We start from the raw sequence: 13,769 nt of genomic DNA on the forward strand, positions 1-13,769 counted from the left end.
TCCAGCAGGCCACCGGCACCGGACCGGATCGTTTGTGTTTCACCCACACCATCAGGTGACGCCAAAATCACTCATAGAGTCACGAACCGCCCACTGAGTCCACGGACACCGTCCAGCCCAACTCGTCGCCAGCGTCCGCAGCGGTCAGGACGGCCGTGAGGATCCGTTCCCAGGTGCCGTCAACGGTTCACCTGATCAGGCGTTTGTGTGCAGTCTGGAATGAGCCGAGTTCGGCAGGCAGGTCCCGCCAGGGCGAGCAGGTTCGATACTTCCACGCGATGGCCTCAAGGGTTCGACGGTGGTCGGCCCACCGTCGCCCACGAACCGGATCGGCCGGCATCAACGCTCGATCCGGTCCCACATCAAATCAGTGATCACCAACCGGACAGACACATCCGATCAACTGACCAACCCATCAAAGAGACACGGCTCTAGTCCTGATCGGCCCAGCTCCGTAGCCGCGGGCACAGAGGCAGCAGCATTGCGGGTGGTGCAGCTTCTGCGCGGCACTGAAAGGCTGACGTGCAGGTGGCGGCTGTGATGGCTGGGTGTCGGCGGGGAAGAAGGGTCGTAACCGAAGGAGACTGTGGTGGAGCGTGATCGGTTCGGGCTGGCTGAGGTGCTGGCACTGGCGGAGGATGCCGCGCCGGTGCGTTCCCTCGACGTCGTGGCGGACAATCTGCGCGAGCGGTTCGGGGCGCGGTACGTGTCGTTCCTGTTCGTGGACGTCGTCGGCCGGCGTTCTGCTGCGGGTCCATGAGGAGAGGGCGACGTCGCAGGAGCGCGGTGCCGATCAGGTCTCCTTGCCGGGCAGTGTCTACGACGAGGTTTTGCGCACCCAGAAGCTGGTGCAGGTGACGGAGGGGGCACAGGGGTATGGGGTGTTCGCTCCGGTCACCAACCGCGGCGACGCTATCGGGGTTCTGGAGCTTCATTTCGCCCATGTGACGCAGGATGTGCTGGAGCAGATCGAGGAGGCGGCGCACGCGCTGGCGTACATCATCGTCACCGACCGGCGCTTCACCGACCTCTATCACTGGGGCAACCGCACCACAACGGTAAGCCTGGCCGCGGAGATCCAGCGCCAGCTTCTGCCCTCGGCTCCTTCCTGCGATGCCGCCGAGTTCACCCTGGCCAGCGCCCTCGTCCCGGCCTCCGACATCGCCGGTGACACTTACGACTACAGCCTCGACGGGGACACCCTGCATCTGTCGATCACCGATGCCATGGGCCATGACGTCGGCGCCTCTCTCATTGCCACCCTCCTGATCAACGCCTCCCGCGGCGCCCGCCGTGCCGGTGTGGACCTCGCCGAGCAGGCTCGCCAGACCCACCAGGCCATGATCGATCATGGTCGCCGCACTTTCGCCACCGGCCAGCTCCTACGCATCGCCCTGGACGGTTCCGGCGCCCAGCTCGTCAACGCCGGCCACCCCTGGCCGCTACGGCTGCGCGACGGCACCCTCGAGGAGATCGAACTGCACGTCAACCTCCCCTTCGGCGTCCCCGTACAAAGCGTTTACCAGGTACAAGACCTCGACCTGCGTCCTGGTGACCGCCTCGTGTTGTACACAGACGGCATGCAGGAACGCCAGGCAGAAGCAGTCGACCTGCCCGGCCTCCTCCGTGACACAGCCACCGAGCACCCCCGCGAGGTCGTACGTGCCATGGTCGACGCAGTCACCGAAGCTTGCAAAGGCGATGTGAGAGACGACGCCACCGTCCTGTGCCTGGACTGGCACGGCCCCTGCCTCGAAGGTGCATTCGTCAACTCAGACGCCTGAACTGTCCGCGTAGCTCAGTTACTCAACCTCTGATGGCACACGCTCAAGGTTCGCTGGCAGATGGCGTGGAACCCGCTCTGGGCGAGGTGCGCGGGCGTCGAAGGGTTGTTCGGTGCCTCGATCCCGCCGCCAGGGGAGGTTCTCACCCCTCTCGCGGATGCCGCCCCGACGGTCTCCTGAGCGAAGTCCTGGCCGAGCCCGACGTCTCGCTACGAGGTCTGGGCGACGTGTGCGTCGAGGTCTGGGACGACGAGAAGCCCGTGCAGTGGTGGACTCTCGTCGATGCGGTCGTGGTAGCCCATCAGCCCCACTCGGCTAATCCGGCGCGGTACGACATCGTGCTCGGCGCCGGCGTCAGGAGGAGAGCTTCTTCGAACTGCCTGTGGCGCCGCGCTTCGAGCTCTTCGCGGGGACGACGGTCATTACGGCAAGTGCAGGCCGGTGCTCCGCCGTGGACGGCCTGTTCTAGGCGCGAGTGGCCCCAACCCCCGTTCCGATGGAGCTGATCGGCTGCGAGCCGGCGGAGCCCCGGCTCGCTGCGCTGCGGCGGCCCCGTCGGTGGGAGCGGGACTGGGCCTCTCCTGGTTGGATCGTCATGGTGCACGTATCGACACGGGGAATACGACCTCGGTGCCAGTAGCGGACCATGCCACCGTCCAGCTCCGCAGCGACGAGGTGGCGACGTCGTCCTCGATATCCGGCGTGAGCACACACGGGGCGACATGGTCATATAGCCCGGGCAGGTGCGCCCACCCGGCTCCAGATGCGGCGGGTTCAGGGTGCAGCCAGCTCTCACGTCACCAGCGCATCATGCCGGTAGACCAGTAAGCGGAGATAGATGTAGATGTCGAAGGTAGAGCTGTACGCGGCGATCCGGCGGGACCACCGTGCCGGCCGGAAAATCGAGGGTTACGGGAGCGTTCGTGGAACGGTCACTGTGACTGTTTCCACGAACAGAGCCCCCAGAGGGCTGGGACGTACGAGGAGGAGACCTCAAGCGGGCAGTTTCGTGTCGATGACGAAGCTGATTTCGATGACCTGGCCGGGCAAGGTCAGTTCAGTGATGCCCAAGACCGTGCTGGCCGGGCGGTGGTCGCCGAAGTACCCCAGGTTGCCCTGCGCCGTCGCCGCGGCATTCTGCCGCAGGTTCACCACGTACAAGGTCTGCGAGACGACCTGGTTCCGGGTGGCGCCGTAGTGGTCCAGGACCTTGTCCATGTTGGCGTAGGTCTGCTTGAGCTGGGCGGCGAAGTCGCCCGCGTAGAGGAACTCGCCTGCCTCATCGAACGAGAGCTGTCCAGAGACGTGGATCAGCTCGCCGGACTTGATCGCCTGTGAGTAGCCGAAGTCGCTCTCGGCCGGCACGTTGTAGTTGAAGACCTCAATGATGGCCACGGTACTCGCCCTTCCGGTGTGCTCTCTTGTAGTTACTCGGAAACTGTAGGAGAGTGACGGTTGACCTGGAAGAACGCACTTTTCGGTGACTGAGGAACCTGATGGTGACCAAGCAACTACTCAAGGGCCTACCTGAGGACGCTGACCTACGGCGCGCAGACTCCCTGGCGCGGGAGATCTTCTCGGACGTCGCCAACAAATGGGCGTTCCTGATCATCGAGGCGCTCGGCGAGCGCACCTTGCGTTTCAGCGAGCTGCGGAACGAGGTCGAGGGCGTCAGTCACAAGATGCTCACCCAGAACCTGCGCATGCTGGAGCGCAATGGTCTGGTCGATCGGAAGGTGCACCCCACCGTCCCGCCGCGAGTCGAGTACACCCTCACCGAGCCGGGCCGGGCCCTGCGCACCGCCGTCGACGCCATATGCGGCTGGACGCATCAGCACCTCGGTCACATCGAGAGTGCACGCGGCCGTTTCGACGCCTGACGGGCGCGCGGCGACACCCTCGCGCGAGTTGCGTGATTCCTTGATCGATCTCACGTCGGTGGCCACCAACGTGCCCGCGCTTCGCCTGATCGGGTTACCGAGCCCATCCTGTGCCACAGGTGCAGAAACAGACATCTCACAGGCGGCGGACCCGTCCCACGGACTTGCTGCTATTTCTCGTGAACATCCACGAGCCGCAAGATCACCAACTGCTGCCCAAACCGGCAGACAAACGCTGCTGTTTGCAGGTTCTGGCACAGAACTTGGCGAGCCATCGCAGAGGGTGAGGGCGCTGTTCGATTGAGAAGGGTCCAAGCCCCGGTGGCTCGGCATAGGAGCTCATCTCGTACCCTCCGCACATGATTGATGATCCGTTCAAGTGCCGTGGTGTCCTCTGCCATGACTACGGAGACCGGGACGAAGTCGACCACGCGGTGGTCTTCGACGCTGGGCAAGACGGTTGAACAGGTCTGGCCGCGGCGGATCGCGAAGTCGTCCACACCCAGCACTCGCGGCGTTCTGAACTGCGGATCGAGTAGTGCCATGACCCTGCGTAACAAGGTCAGCCGTCCCGCGCCGAAGCCCAACTGGGCGGCCAGCCTGGAGCCAGCCCGCCGGGCCAGCGCGAGCCCCACTTGCTCCAGGGGCGTGGTTGAGCCGCGTGGTGAACCGTGCGTGCGGGGCAGTCCGCCGGGGAAAACGGCTCGACGAACGTCCGGAGTGGGCAGTCCACCGATCCGCAGATGAAGCGCCGGACCGTCAGCCGGATCACAAAGCCCTGTTCAGCGAGCGAAAGATCCTTCAGCCTGCGCTGGTAACGGTCGTGGACCCAGCCCGAGAAGCATCCGCAGTCCGGACATGCGGAGCCAGCCGCGCGGCCTCTCGCCACCACCTCGACCGTGCCGAACGCGGCCCTTGCCGCCTCGACCTCCACATTGTCGATCCCCTCGAACACCAGCGAGTCCCGGAACGGCGCATGGGTCTGCATGACCAGTACCATGACCGTCCACCGCCAACGACAGCAGCGACCGGGAGACATCTGAGGGAGCGTCACTTACGGCTGTGGCAGGACCCGGTATGCGGATGCGGCCTAACCTGCGGGTCTCTGACCTGGCGGTGAACGCGCCGCGCCCCGCAATTCTCCGGTACTCCCCCTTGCCTCCCTCTGCGTCGGGCACGCAAGGGGCGCAATCTGCGATGATGCCCGCCTACGCGGCCCGGCCGTGACGTGAATCTGTGTGGGGGCGCCGTGTTTGGGTTGGGCTTCTGCTTCATCCTTCTGCCGTGCTTGGCCATCGTAAGTTTCACATGCTTTGCTGCTTGCCGTGCTCAACAGCACAGAGCGTTCAAGGCCCTGGCGTACGTGTGCCTGACTGTCGGCCTCGTCGCCGGGCTGACTCCAGTAGGGGTCGGGACATGGCTTTCCGCGCAATAGGCGGTTTCTTGCCCCGACAAGGCATACGCGGTCTCACGCGAACAGTTCCCTCACAATCGAATAGCGAGGTAACGCTCCGCGATGACTCCCCAAGATTTGTGCCAGAACCCGGTTCTGAGCGACAACCTTGCCGTCAGGGCATCGATGGGTTGCTGATGAGGAGGTCAGAGCTCCTGAATTCCGAGCTGGTTCGCGGCGGCTTCCACGGTCTGTGCGAGCAGGACGGCGATGGTCATCGGCCCAACTCCGCCGGGCACCGGAGTGATCAGACGGGCGCGGGTGAGGGCGGCGTCGAAGTCGACGTCGCCGACGTTGCCCGAGTTGTAGCCGGCGTCGATCACCACCGCGCCAGGCTTGATGTCCTCACCCCGGATCAACCGAGGCCGCCCCACGGCCGCTACGACAATGTCCGCTTCCCGGACAATTGCTGACAGGTCAGCCGTGAGGGAGTGGCAGTAGGTCACCGTCGCATCCTGAGCGAGCAGGAGCATCCCCACCGGTTTGCCGAGAATCGCGCTGCGACCCACCACGACGGCGTGCTTGCCAGCGAGGCCGACGTCGTGCTCCTCCAGCAGTCGCATGATCCCGCCCGGAGTGCAGGAGACGAAGCCCGGCAGCGCGAAGCTCATCGCGGCGAAGGAATGCATCGTGACCCCGTCGACATCCTTCTCCGGGGCGATGGCTTCGAACGCGGCTCGCTCGTCGATGTGCGGACCGCAAGGATGCTGGAGCAGGATGCCGTGCACTTCCGGATCGTTGGACAAGCCATCGAGGGTGTCGATCAGTTCGGCAGTCGTGGTGGCTGCGGGCAGAGCGATGTGCCGGGACTGGATGCCAGCCTTTGCGCAGCGCGCCCGTTTCATACGGACATACGTGACCGAAGCGGGGTCCTCTCCGACCAACACCGTCGCCAGACAGGGGCTGTTCCCCGTGCGCCGTGAGATCTCCGCCGCCTCGGCAGCGGTCTCTTCGACCATGCGTTTGGCGAGGCTGGTGCCGTCCATGAGCTGAGCCGTCTGCGTCGGGGACATCGTCGCCTCCAGGCGTTGCTGACCACTCGCCCAGGCGCACGGCATCGACTTCTCGTCAGACCGCTCCCCGGTGGTGCTCCACCTCAGCGCCAGTCACGGCCCGCTCGCCACTGTAGTAGACGCTCCATACTCACACCGCTCAGCATCCTCGGCCGGGAAGCGGCTTACGGCGGCCCGCCTCCCCGCCGTTGACGGCAGTTCTCGGGTTCTGGCTCACCTTCCGTGGAGGGCTGACGGGGTGTGATGTCAGGGGTTGTGGTGAGATGGCCGCACTCTGCTGCCCTGACCTGCTGGGAGACCGCTTTCATGCCCGTGTACTCGTCTCTGACTCACGCCCTGGCCGCGGCCTTGGTCGATGTTTTGTGGTTCATCGAGGGCAGTGAAGACGAGCAGATGGATCCGGACGATGCCGTCAAGGTTCTGGAGGGTGTCGGCCACCTGGTCATCAAGTTGTCGAGCGACCAACAAAGCGAACTGATCGGCCTGCTCAGAACGATGGCCACAGCCGAGACCGACCCCGCGCGGCGGGAGTTTCTGGAAGGGTTCCCGGAAGGCTTTGGTCTCCTTGGTGATGCGGTCTGACTTGTGCTGCACGAGTGGAGCAGGACGCGCTTGCGCAGGAGGTGGAAGCCGGCCCCGCCAAACATCTGCCGCGTGGCGCAGCGGGTCTCGCAGTGGTCTGACTGGGGTTCAGTGTGCAGCGGGCGCGTTGACCGGCGTGGGGTTCTTGAAGTCGGTGAAGGTGATCGTCGCTTCGATGTCGGGGTGGGACGCGAAGTGGATCTTCTGGCGTACGTACGACTCGGCCCTCGTTGTCGATCCATGCATCTGCGTCGATTGTGGTGGCGGGTCGTAGGTTGCGCCCGACGGCCCTGTCGACTGATTCGACGTCTTTCGGGGTGAGGCGGGCCGATACGCGTAGAGGTTCGCTGTCCTGGTGCACGGAGGCGCTGTGACCGAGCATGAGCCGCACGTACTGCGGGAGCCGTGACGGCGGCCGTGGCAAAGTCCAGATGCGCGGCCAGCCGACTCCAGGCTGATGGCCACCGAAATTCCAGGTGGATGGTCGTCTGACCAGTGGTGTTCCTGATCACTTCCTTAACTGGAGGAGACCCCTCCGCCCGTTTGCTGGTGTTTCCACGCATCAGCTACCGGCCGGAGAGGTCCTGTGACGAAGTCTGACACGGAGATTATGGAAATCCTTGAGGCGTACGACCTGACCGGCACGGTCTGGTCCGCGGCGACCTTGACGGGGCACGACCCGAAGACGGTCAAGAGGTATGTCGACGCCCGCAACGGCGGGCGCAATCCCTATGAGCGAGAGCCGCGGCCGAAGATGATCGACGCGTTCCTGGAGAAGGTCGAGGAGTGGGTCGAGCAGTCGAAAGCGACAATCCGCGCCGATGTGGTCCACGACAAGCTCGTGAAGATGGGCTACCGGGGCAGTGAACGCTCGACGAGACGGGCGGTGAACACGGCGAAGACCGCTTGGAAGGCGGGCAAGCGACGAACGTACCGCCCGTGGATTCCCGAGCCGGGCCGGTGGCTGCAGTTCGACTGGGGCGAGGGGCCGCGCATCGCGGGGCGTCGGACCTGGCTGTTCTGCGCGTGGCTGTCCTGGTCGCGGTTCCGGGTGGTGATCCCGGTCTGGGACTGCACGCTGGGCACTTTGGTGGCCTGCCTGGACACCACGCTCAGGCGGATCGGCGGGGCACCGACTTATGTACTGACCGACAACGCGAAGACGGTCACCGTCGAGCACATCGCCGGGATCCCGGTACGTCATCCACAGATGGTCGCCGCGGGCCGGCATTACGGCTGCCAGGTGGTCAGTTGTGTGCCCTACGATCCCGAATCGAAGGGCGGTGCGGAGGCCACAGTCCGGATCGCGAAGGCCGACCTGGTGCCCACCAGCGCGAACCTGTTGGCCGCCTACGACACCTTCGCCGAGCTCGCCCATGCCTGCCTGACCTGGTGCGATGCGGTGAACTCCCGCCGTCACCGGGCGACCGGGCAGATACCCGCCGACCGCCTCGACATCGAACGCACCACGCTACATGTCCTGCCCATCGAGCCGCTCGCGCTCGCACTGGGCGAGGAGAGACTGGTCGGTTCGGACCGCACCATCAGCTTCAACTCGGTGCGCTACTCGACTCCGCCGGGCTACACCGGCGCCAAGGTGTGGTGCCGGGTGGTCGGCGAGGAACTGTCCATCACCGCCCGCACCAACTCCGGTGACTTGTCGGAGATTTGGCGCCACCAGCTGTCCACCCCGGGTGTTCCGCAGATCATCGACGCGCACTACCCCGACCATCCCGACGGCCGCAGCATTCATCAACCGAGGCTGCAGCCCCGCTCGGAAGCGGAGATCGCGTTCGTGGGCATCGGCCCCGGGGCCGGGCGCTGGCTCAAGGAGGCCGGACCCGCCGGCGCCACCCGTATCCGCGCCAAGATGGCCCGCGCGGTCGAGCTGGCCACCGTTCTGGGCAACGACAGAGTCGACCAGGCCCTCGGTCTGGCGGCCACGGCCGGGCGCTTCGCTGACGAGGACCTGCTCTCGATCCTCGGCCACCTCGCCGACAGCAAACCCGCCGGCGAGGTCGTCCGCGCGGACGAAGCCCACTCCGTCCAGAACGGAACCAGCGGCTGGCAAGCCCTGGGCCAGTAGGCGCTTCAAGGAAGTTAACGCACGACTCTGCGGTCAGTCGCCGACAAACCACAGATATCGGTGTGATCCCTGCTCGACTACCTGGCACAACTCGCGGGCCTGCCCGACCCAGTCGCCGCCGCAAGCGGCCGGGAGCCGGTCGAGTTCCGCCAGCAGCAGCGATACCTGCCGATGGTTGAAGACCGCATCCCCATAGGGAATCAGGCCCCAGAGCATCGGGAACAGCCCCGGATTCAGATCACCGAAAGCGGAAGTCCACCGCAACCCGCCCTCGGCCCGGGCTATGACGTCGCCGCTGTCACCGCGCACCTGCATATCGATCACCCGGCGAGCCTATCGGCGCCGAATCAGACCGACGAAGGAATTTACAATGACGTTTCCCCAGGCCCCGGCTCTGCCGGAGGAGCTCGACAAGCTCATGCGCCGCATGCGCCTGCCCTATATGCGCAAAGCGGCCCCGGACGTCCTGGCCACCGCCCGAGCCCAACGCTGGGACCCCGCCGAGGTCCTGCGGCTGCTGATAGCCGAGGAGGTCACCGGCCGCGACGCCGCCACCCGGCGTCTTCGCCGCCACTCGGCGAACTTCCCCACCGGCAAGACCCTGGGCTCCTGGCGGGCCGAGGACTCCACCATCCCCGAACCCACCCAGAACTCCCTGATCACCCTGGAATGGATCGGCCGCGCCGAGAATCTGGTGATCGCCGGCCCATCAGGGACGGGCAAGAGCCACTTCACCGAGGGCCTTGCCCAGGCCGCGATCGAGAAGGATCTGCGGGTGTCCTGGTTCACCCTGGAGACGCTGAGCGCCGCGATCGGCAAATCGAAGGTCGACGGGTCCACCGCACGGACCGTCGCCCGGATCTGCCGCGCGGACCTCATCGTCATCGACGACATCGGCCTGCTGCCCGTCGGGGAAGACGCCGCCGAGGCGTTCTACCGGATCATCGACGCAGCCTATGAACGCCGGTCCATCGCTGTGACCAGCAACATTCACCCTTCGGGCTTCGACACGATCATGCCGAAGACTCTCGCGGGCGCGAGCACCGATCGCCTCATGCATCACGCTCACCTCGTGACCACCACCGGTGACTCGCATCGCCTCGCCGAGGCACTCGCCGGGAAGGGAGTGGTCCCCTTGAACTAACCCCCCACCCCGGGAACACCACTGGCCACACGCCTGGCTTTCTAATGACCACCAGCCTGGGCCTCCAACGGCCACCCACCTGGGCATCTCAATGACCGTTGACAAGCCGGTCCGTGGGGATACCCCCCTTTGCCACCGACGCAGGGAACTGTTGCCATGGCCCGTGAGTTCCGGTCGCGCGCCGGTACACCTTCTGCCTGGTGATCACGACGTCTTCGGTGTACTGCTCGGTTGTGTCTGTCGTGCGCCCTGTGAATGGCGCGTTGAGGTTGACCCGCCCCTCCATGAGCTGGAGCTGTCTAGTGCCCGACTGCGTGAGGGCTCTGAGCTCGGCCGAGTACGGGGCGTCGCCGGCTGCGGCCAGGCGATCGCGGACTACCTGCGGACCGCTTTTCGGTGGTGCGGGCTGGCTCGAGGAGCACGCGGAGAGCATCAGCCCCAAGAGCCCCAGAGTCAGGGGCGCTGTCCGGCGATGAAACACAGGTGGATCCTCTGAGTGCCGGGCCCGAGCAGGAACACCCCGAGCCGTAGGTGGATGGTGCATGGTCGACTCATCCTGTCCGGCCTCGTAGATTGGGCGGGGCTCAGGGGGAGGTAGCGTAATCAAGAGTGCGTCAGACAGTTACGGAATTGGCTTCTCCCTCCACCCAACCTTCGCACCGGCATCCGCCACCCTCGAAGCCCTCCTCCAGCGGTTGACCTGCGCAGAGCCACCCTTCTCAACGAACATCTCTGGTGACGGCGACGCTGACCTCGAAGCCCATGCTGATGGAGTCGGCCAGGGCAGCATCCCGGCATCGTCCGGGGCGGCGGCACCTCTTCGCACATCCGGTACGACTTCCCACTCCCCCAGGTGACGGCACAGCGATCCTCCCCCGCCGCACATGGCAGCCGGTACCAAAAGAGGCGAGGCCAAAGCCGACATCGTCACGCAGACCCCGCTGGCCGCCTGGGAGCAGAACGACGCGACAGGCAACCACGTCCTGGCCTGCCTCGACCGCGTCACTCCCCCGCATCCAGGCCGAGCTCGCACTGCCCCAACGCGGGAAACGATTCCGGAGCATCGACAACGACGCAGAGGTACAGCTCCTCTGCCGTCATAGCTGGTGCCGAGCAGCTCCCCGGTGACGCCAGATGTTCGGCCGTGCAGGTTTCGCCCTGCTCCGCAGACTTCATCCTGGTGTCCTGACGGGGCCGGGAAGTTCAGCTACAGCCCAGCCGCTCGACGTCTGGGCAGAGCGCATGCCGCGGTACCTCCTGGCATGCGGTGACGGTTCTTCGCGACAAGTCGGTACACACCATGGGCAGCCCACCACACGGGAGGCAGCATGAGCAACCCACCCGCCGGCGCCCACCCTCCACCTGCGCTCAACAGCGCCTTCGCAACAGCCTGGGCGCCTCCATACACAACGCCGCTGGGAGTCACCCACAAAACGTCACGCTCGGCTCGCGTCGAGGAGACACCAAGAGCTTCCAAGTCCGCGAGCTGCCAAGGGACGGTCTCGCAACGAGGCCGCAGATGTCGCTCAGCGAACCTCACCGAAGTAGAGCAAAAGCCGCAATCACCATCAAATACGAGCACAGGCTGATTCCGCATGACTGCATCATGCCGCGACTGCCACAGGATGGCCGCTTCACCGACGGACGCAGGCCACAGGGCACGGAAGCTGAGCCATAACCCGAGAGACGCCGCCAACAATCACACAACTCGTCAGGAGCCACCCGATCGGGCCTACGTCCGAGGTTCACGAGGACAGCCAGCACCTCACTCGGCATCTGGGAAGCCGAAGGAGGTAAGGGTAAGCCTGCCGGTGCAGCACGCCGGCTACCGCCCCCAGCGGGTTCCGTGGGGCGGCCCGGCTCACAGGTCAGCCAAGAGCAACTGCACTACGCTCCCGCGGGGAAGGCTCACGGGGCGAGCCGGCGGACCTTGATCCCATGGGATTCACTCTGATTGCCCGAGCCTGGTGAACGCACCGGCGGAGACTGTCTCACGCCTGGGCAAGAGGTGTGACCGGAAGGGTGGCGCCGCGCGCGGTGTCCTGCAACGCCATGACGCGATGGATGACAAGGCCCAGCAGCACAGCCGCCGCGATCATGAGCGCCTCCCCCACCACGAGGACGGCCATCGACCCCGGGGCCACGACGGCTCCCACCACGAGCACCACCACGTGCATGATCCAGGCGGCCCACCACAGTTTCACCAACGCGGCGCCCCGCTTCTGCTCCCATGACGCGGAGCTCGCGCGCCCGATGTCAAGGACCAACTGGCGCGGGGCATAGAAGTTGACCGCAGGTATAAACCACGCACCGATAGTCCAGCCCCGACTCGGCACCGAGGCGCGGGGGGACAGCTCCTGGGCGTTGCCCCGCACCCGGGCGAGCCACACGAGGAACAGAACGATCGCAAGAGCCATCAGATAGAAAAAGATCATGGAGATGAAGCCCGACCTGTGCAGGGGCCCGTCACCAGGGTGCAGGTAGTGATCCCGGACGGCCGCCGCACGGAACGCATCTGCGACGGCTGCCGCCCCTATCGCCGCCTGCGCCGAAAGGGCAAGAAGCGAGGGAGCTTTACGGGCGGTGCTCGTCATTGTCTTCGGCCTGTCTCGGAGGCGTGCGCGGCCGCAGCGGACGCCGGGGCGTCGTGATCATAGGCTGCACCTGCTGCACGCGCGTCCGGATTCCAAGGCTTCGTTCGATTCTCCGTTGCGGCAAGGCAAAGCGGCGGAAGCCCTCAATGCCCACCCCGCTGAGGCCGAGCAACAAACCGCAAGACAGTGCATTTCCGAATCAAAGTCCGTCGCTCGCCGCGAGGGCGCGTGTTCCGAGGCCAGTGCCGGCCTCGGAACACGCCCCTGGAGACGCTGGCTGAAGCGGTGCACCACGGCCTCATGTCCCAGGTACAGGAGCAGAGACCGCTACTACCCCGCCGACTGGCTGCCCGGAGATCTGCGAAGGAACGCATGCTGCCGATCGCTTCCTCTGCACGTCCGTGCCGGACGAGGAGCGCGGCCGCCTCCCACGCCTCCATGCCGGCATTTGCCGGGGGCGGGCCGACGGTCTGCCCACTGGAAACGAGTCCTGGCGGCATCCCAACGAGGCAGTCACGGGCTCTGCTGGAGTCGCTCCGCAGCCTGGGCAGGGGTGTCGTAGTAGCCAGGCCGTGCCAGCAGGACCGAACTGAAGTAGTGGCCTTGCTCTTCCTCCGGCTCTTCGCCGGCTGCGAACGGACGCCAGAAGCTCAGCAGCGAGTCCGGGGCGATGAATGAAGCATCGTCGTCCGGATCTTCCTCGATCGAGGTGAACTCACCGACACGACGGACAACCTCGCAGGCCGGAAGTGCCAACACGTCCACACCCTGGAACAACACTCGATCCGTCTGGGACGACGGTCTTCCCAGCTCGATGGCTTCAAGCATGTCGCGCACGCAGTGAATGTTGATCATCAGCCCGCCCGGACGGAAGATGTGCTGTCCCGGCCGATCAGACTCCGAGGCGGCAGAGAGATCGCGGAGCGAGTCCAGCACCGTATTGGCCGCGTGTCGACCCATACCGATGCGCAACGGGCCAACGCCGGTCGGTGGGACGAGATCGAAGTCCATGCGGGCATGATCCCAAACGGATCTGTCAACGAGTCACAAAGGCCGTCCAATCACGACAGATGACAGAGCGTGAGAGCTCCACATGAGTTGGACCAGAACCCACACTTGTCGACAAACGCTGTCACTGAAGATGAACGAGGCCAGCGGCCGGGTCCGGTTCTGACAAGACATCTCAGGGGGATGAGAAGGCAAGAGGTGCCGCGAGTCTTGATCGCCACCGAG

General features: G+C 65.4%; 12 protein-coding genes, 2 pseudogenes and 1 riboswitch. Of the genes and pseudogenes, 5 read left to right on the forward strand and 9 right to left on the reverse strand.

The features are described from left to right. Nucleotides 1-94: 94 nt before the first annotated feature. A pseudogene (locus ACFYPA_RS00005) lies at nucleotides 95-393 on the reverse strand (transposase); the annotation flags it as partial. A gap of 196 nt (nucleotides 394-589) precedes the next feature. Between ACFYPA_RS00005 and ACFYPA_RS00010 the strand changes: the two are divergent. Further along, nucleotides 590-1,784 (forward strand): annotated as a pseudogene (locus tag ACFYPA_RS00010) (PP2C family protein-serine/threonine phosphatase). A gap of 993 nt (nucleotides 1,785-2,777) precedes the next feature. Here the strand turns inward: ACFYPA_RS00010 and ACFYPA_RS00015 are convergent. Beyond that, nucleotides 2,778-3,179: a RidA family protein gene (locus tag ACFYPA_RS00015; protein WP_359312321.1), complete on the reverse strand. Its 402-nt coding sequence runs from the start codon at nucleotides 3,177-3,179 to the stop codon at nucleotides 2,778-2,780. Between the two features lie 101 nt (nucleotides 3,180-3,280). Between ACFYPA_RS00015 and ACFYPA_RS00020 the strand changes: the two genes are divergently transcribed. After that, entirely contained in the window at nucleotides 3,281-3,664 is a 384-nt protein-coding gene (locus tag ACFYPA_RS00020; RefSeq protein ID WP_359080407.1) for a helix-turn-helix domain-containing protein, read from the forward strand. Between the two features lie 562 nt (nucleotides 3,665-4,226). Here the strand turns inward: ACFYPA_RS00020 and ACFYPA_RS00025 are convergent. Further along, on the reverse strand, nucleotides 4,227-4,652 hold the full coding sequence (locus ACFYPA_RS00025; RefSeq protein ID WP_389128387.1) for a transposase family protein: 426 nt from the start codon (nucleotides 4,650-4,652) through the stop codon (nucleotides 4,227-4,229). Nucleotides 4,653-5,263: 611 nt separating this feature from the next. Beyond that, complete coding sequence (locus ACFYPA_RS00030; protein WP_389128390.1) at nucleotides 5,264-6,130, reverse strand: bifunctional 5,10-methylenetetrahydrofolate dehydrogenase/5,10-methenyltetrahydrofolate cyclohydrolase; 867 nt, start codon at nucleotides 6,128-6,130, stop codon at nucleotides 5,264-5,266. Nucleotides 6,131-6,151: 21 nt separating this feature from the next. Beyond that, nucleotides 6,152-6,237, reverse strand: a riboswitch (ZMP/ZTP riboswitch). Between the two features lie 199 nt (nucleotides 6,238-6,436). Here ACFYPA_RS00030 and ACFYPA_RS00035 point away from each other — a divergent pair. After that, the gene (locus tag ACFYPA_RS00035) at nucleotides 6,437-6,712 is read left to right on the forward strand and encodes a hypothetical protein (protein WP_389128393.1); all 276 of its coding nucleotides are present in this window, start codon (nucleotides 6,437-6,439) and stop codon (nucleotides 6,710-6,712) included. A gap of 108 nt (nucleotides 6,713-6,820) precedes the next feature. Here the strand turns inward: ACFYPA_RS00035 and ACFYPA_RS00040 are convergent, their stop codons facing one another. Next, entirely contained in the window at nucleotides 6,821-6,958 is a 138-nt protein-coding gene (locus ACFYPA_RS00040; RefSeq protein WP_389128396.1) for a hypothetical protein, read from the reverse strand. A 364-nt stretch (nucleotides 6,959-7,322) separates the two neighbouring features. Between ACFYPA_RS00040 and istA the strand changes: the two genes are divergently transcribed. Then, entirely contained in the window at nucleotides 7,323-8,798 is a 1,476-nt protein-coding gene (istA, locus tag ACFYPA_RS00045; protein ID WP_389128399.1) for an IS21 family transposase, read from the forward strand. 33 nt (nucleotides 8,799-8,831) lie between these two features. Here the strand turns inward: istA and ACFYPA_RS00050 are convergent, their stop codons facing one another. Beyond that, on the reverse strand, nucleotides 8,832-9,113 hold the full coding sequence (locus ACFYPA_RS00050) for a hypothetical protein (protein WP_334458136.1): 282 nt from the start codon (nucleotides 9,111-9,113) through the stop codon (nucleotides 8,832-8,834). 55 nt (nucleotides 9,114-9,168) lie between these two features. Between ACFYPA_RS00050 and istB the strand changes: the two genes are divergently transcribed. Then, nucleotides 9,169-9,942, forward strand: coding sequence for an IS21-like element helper ATPase IstB (gene istB / locus ACFYPA_RS00055; protein ID WP_376313896.1), 774 nt, complete (start codon nucleotides 9,169-9,171; stop codon nucleotides 9,940-9,942). Between the two features lie 1,207 nt (nucleotides 9,943-11,149). On the opposite strand, the gene ACFYPA_RS00060 is transcribed toward istB, so the two are convergent. From ACFYPA_RS00060 to ACFYPA_RS00070, 3 genes are all read right to left on the reverse strand, one after another. Further along, entirely contained in the window at nucleotides 11,150-11,539 is a 390-nt protein-coding gene (locus tag ACFYPA_RS00060; RefSeq protein WP_389128402.1) for a thiol-disulfide oxidoreductase DCC family protein, read from the reverse strand. A 394-nt stretch (nucleotides 11,540-11,933) separates the two neighbouring features. Then, nucleotides 11,934-12,536, reverse strand: coding sequence for a DUF4328 domain-containing protein (locus ACFYPA_RS00065; protein ID WP_389128405.1), 603 nt, complete (start codon nucleotides 12,534-12,536; stop codon nucleotides 11,934-11,936). Nucleotides 12,537-13,049: 513 nt separating this feature from the next. Next, nucleotides 13,050-13,547 (reverse strand): hypothetical protein, encoded by a 498-nt coding sequence (locus tag ACFYPA_RS00070; RefSeq protein ID WP_389128408.1) that lies wholly within the window; start codon nucleotides 13,545-13,547, stop codon nucleotides 13,050-13,052. Nucleotides 13,548-13,769: the final 222 nt, after the last annotated feature.

It is taken from the genome of Streptomyces sp. NPDC005775 (assembly GCF_042871565.1).
Taxonomy (GTDB): domain Bacteria; phylum Actinomycetota; class Actinomycetes; order Streptomycetales; family Streptomycetaceae; genus Streptomyces.